Source organism: Moorena sp. SIO2C4 (genome assembly GCF_010672485.1).
GTDB lineage: Bacteria > Cyanobacteriota > Cyanobacteriia > Cyanobacteriales > Coleofasciculaceae > Moorena > Moorena producens.
The window spans coordinates 1-1,631 of the sequence record NZ_JAAHGN010001368.1; the positions used below are offsets into that span (position 1 = coordinate 1).

Consider the following 1,631-nt stretch of genomic DNA (forward strand, 5'->3'; position numbering starts at 1 on the left):
TGAAATTGCTAGGGGACTGGTGAACTACAACAGTAATGAATTACATAAGATTCGAGGGCATAAATCCGAACAAATCCTGACTATTTTGGGTTACAAGGGGGCAGAAACTGTGGTTCATCGGGATAACTTGGTACTGATGAATTAGGGAGTAGGGAGTAGGGAGTAGGGAGTAGGGAGTAGGGAGTAGGGAGTAGGGAGTAGGGAATCGGGAATCGGGAATCGGGAAAAAATCCTGTATACCTGATAGCTCTGATCAACGCTAGATAACGGTGTTTTGAGGATATTTTTAATTCGTGGCTGCCTTTTTTGCTGATTCTACCCAACTATCAAAGAGTTGCTGATTTTTCTTTATCCATTCTTCGGCATGGCGGCGAATATCTTTTGGGCTACTTTCACCATCTTGTACCAGTTTTTGTTGAGCATTCACATCGTCAATTGGAACTGTCATCAACTCAAACAGGCGTTTGGCAGCTGGATTTGCTGCTAAAAATTTCTTGTTTGCCATCACCCGAACTTTATCCACAGCAAAACCCACATTTTTTCCGTTAATAGTAGTATCTTTTTCGGTTATATTTTCCTGTTCTTTAGGTAGTGAAATAAAAGGAACCTCTAATCTAATGGTATCTTCTCCTGGCTTTAATACTGTCACTGACCAGTGGGGACTATAGCTATAAAATAAAATAGGTTGTCCTTGTTTATAGCGACCCAATGTGGCGGCCAAGAGAACATCATAGTTGCCTTGGTCATGTTCAACGGTATCGCGCAACTTGTAAGCATCCAGCTGATGTTCAATTACCAACTCACACCCCCAACCTGGATTACAACCAGTTAAGTTAGCTTTGCCATCTCCATCAGAGTCAAAAAGCTTGGCAATTTTGGGGTCTTTTAGTTGTCCGAAATTAGTAATTTTGTATTGTTCAGCAGTTTTTTTATCTATCTGATAGCTTTGCAAACCATCAGCAATAATTACTCCCACCTTTTCTAATTTTTGGTCACCACCGTTTTCTAAAAAGAATTTTTTGTGTATATTTTGCCAATGAACACTGTAGAAATCTACGTCGCCATTCCTGACAGAAATGTGTGCCAGGGGAATACTAAGTTGTTTTATTGCTGCAGGTTTATAACCAACCTTTTCCAAACCAATATTGATGATTTCGGAAACAAATAAGGCATAGGTGGAAACCGAGGATGCAGAACTGACCTTGACTCCTTTACCTGCTGTGGATTGACTCCCATTTGGGGTCTGTGCTTCACAGGCGATTAAACTGAGGCATAGAGCTGCTGCTAGGATAATACAAATAAATTGATTGATTTTCCTGATGGTCATTTCTTGGATTCTATTTGATCAGGTGCTATCGGGATGTTACAGCTAGATTTTGCCTGAAATCCTGGTAAGGCGCAATCCCGACTACGGATCATAGGGTGGAATGGGCTGTTGGTGGCATGGGCATGTTGCCTGTTTCATTTCCGGGCAGGCAGGATGCCCACTCTACTGGTCGGGCGGGCAGGATGCCTACTCTACTGCTATTTCGCGCAGCGGGCAGGATGCCCACTCTACTCCTATTGATTCGTTGATTCAGCAACGCCCAATTTCTTGCTTAAACACTGGTTTCCAATGCTATCTTACGGAA

The 1,631-nt window shown here is 42.4% G+C and carries 3 protein-coding genes and 1 pseudogene; 2 read left to right on the forward strand and 2 right to left on the reverse strand.

Features of this window, described 5'->3' with window-relative positions; translation table 11 throughout:
- Positions 1–145, forward strand: a pseudogene (locus tag F6K20_RS37655) (glutamate 5-kinase); the annotation flags it as partial.
- On the opposite strand, the gene F6K20_RS37660 reads toward F6K20_RS37655, so the two are convergent.
- Both F6K20_RS37660 and proX read right to left on the reverse strand, forming a co-directional pair.
- Positions 81–323 carry a hypothetical protein gene (locus F6K20_RS37660; protein WP_131827049.1) on the reverse strand — a complete coding sequence of 81 codons (243 nt, stop codon included), beginning with the start codon at positions 321–323 and terminating at the stop codon, positions 81–83. The pseudogene F6K20_RS37655 and the gene F6K20_RS37660 overlap by 65 nt on opposite strands.
- Positions 287–1,327 (reverse strand): glycine betaine/L-proline ABC transporter substrate-binding protein ProX, encoded by a 1,041-nt coding sequence (proX, locus tag F6K20_RS37665; protein WP_008187666.1) that lies wholly within the window; start codon positions 1,325–1,327, stop codon positions 287–289. Before proX ends, F6K20_RS37660 begins: the two co-directional genes overlap by 37 nt.
- Before the next feature lie 95 nt (positions 1,328–1,422).
- Here proX and F6K20_RS37670 point away from each other — a divergent pair, with 95 nt between their 5' ends.
- The gene (locus F6K20_RS37670) at positions 1,423–1,575 is read left to right on the forward strand and encodes a hypothetical protein (protein WP_154659873.1); all 153 of its coding nucleotides are present in this window, start codon (positions 1,423–1,425) and stop codon (positions 1,573–1,575) included.
- The last annotated feature ends 56 nt before the right edge of the window (positions 1,576–1,631 follow it).

Coding starts and splice junctions, on each gene's coding strand:
- proX (WP_008187666.1), bottom strand. CDS start 1,327: ATGACCATCAGGAAAATCAATCAATTTATTTGTATTATCCTAGCAGCA.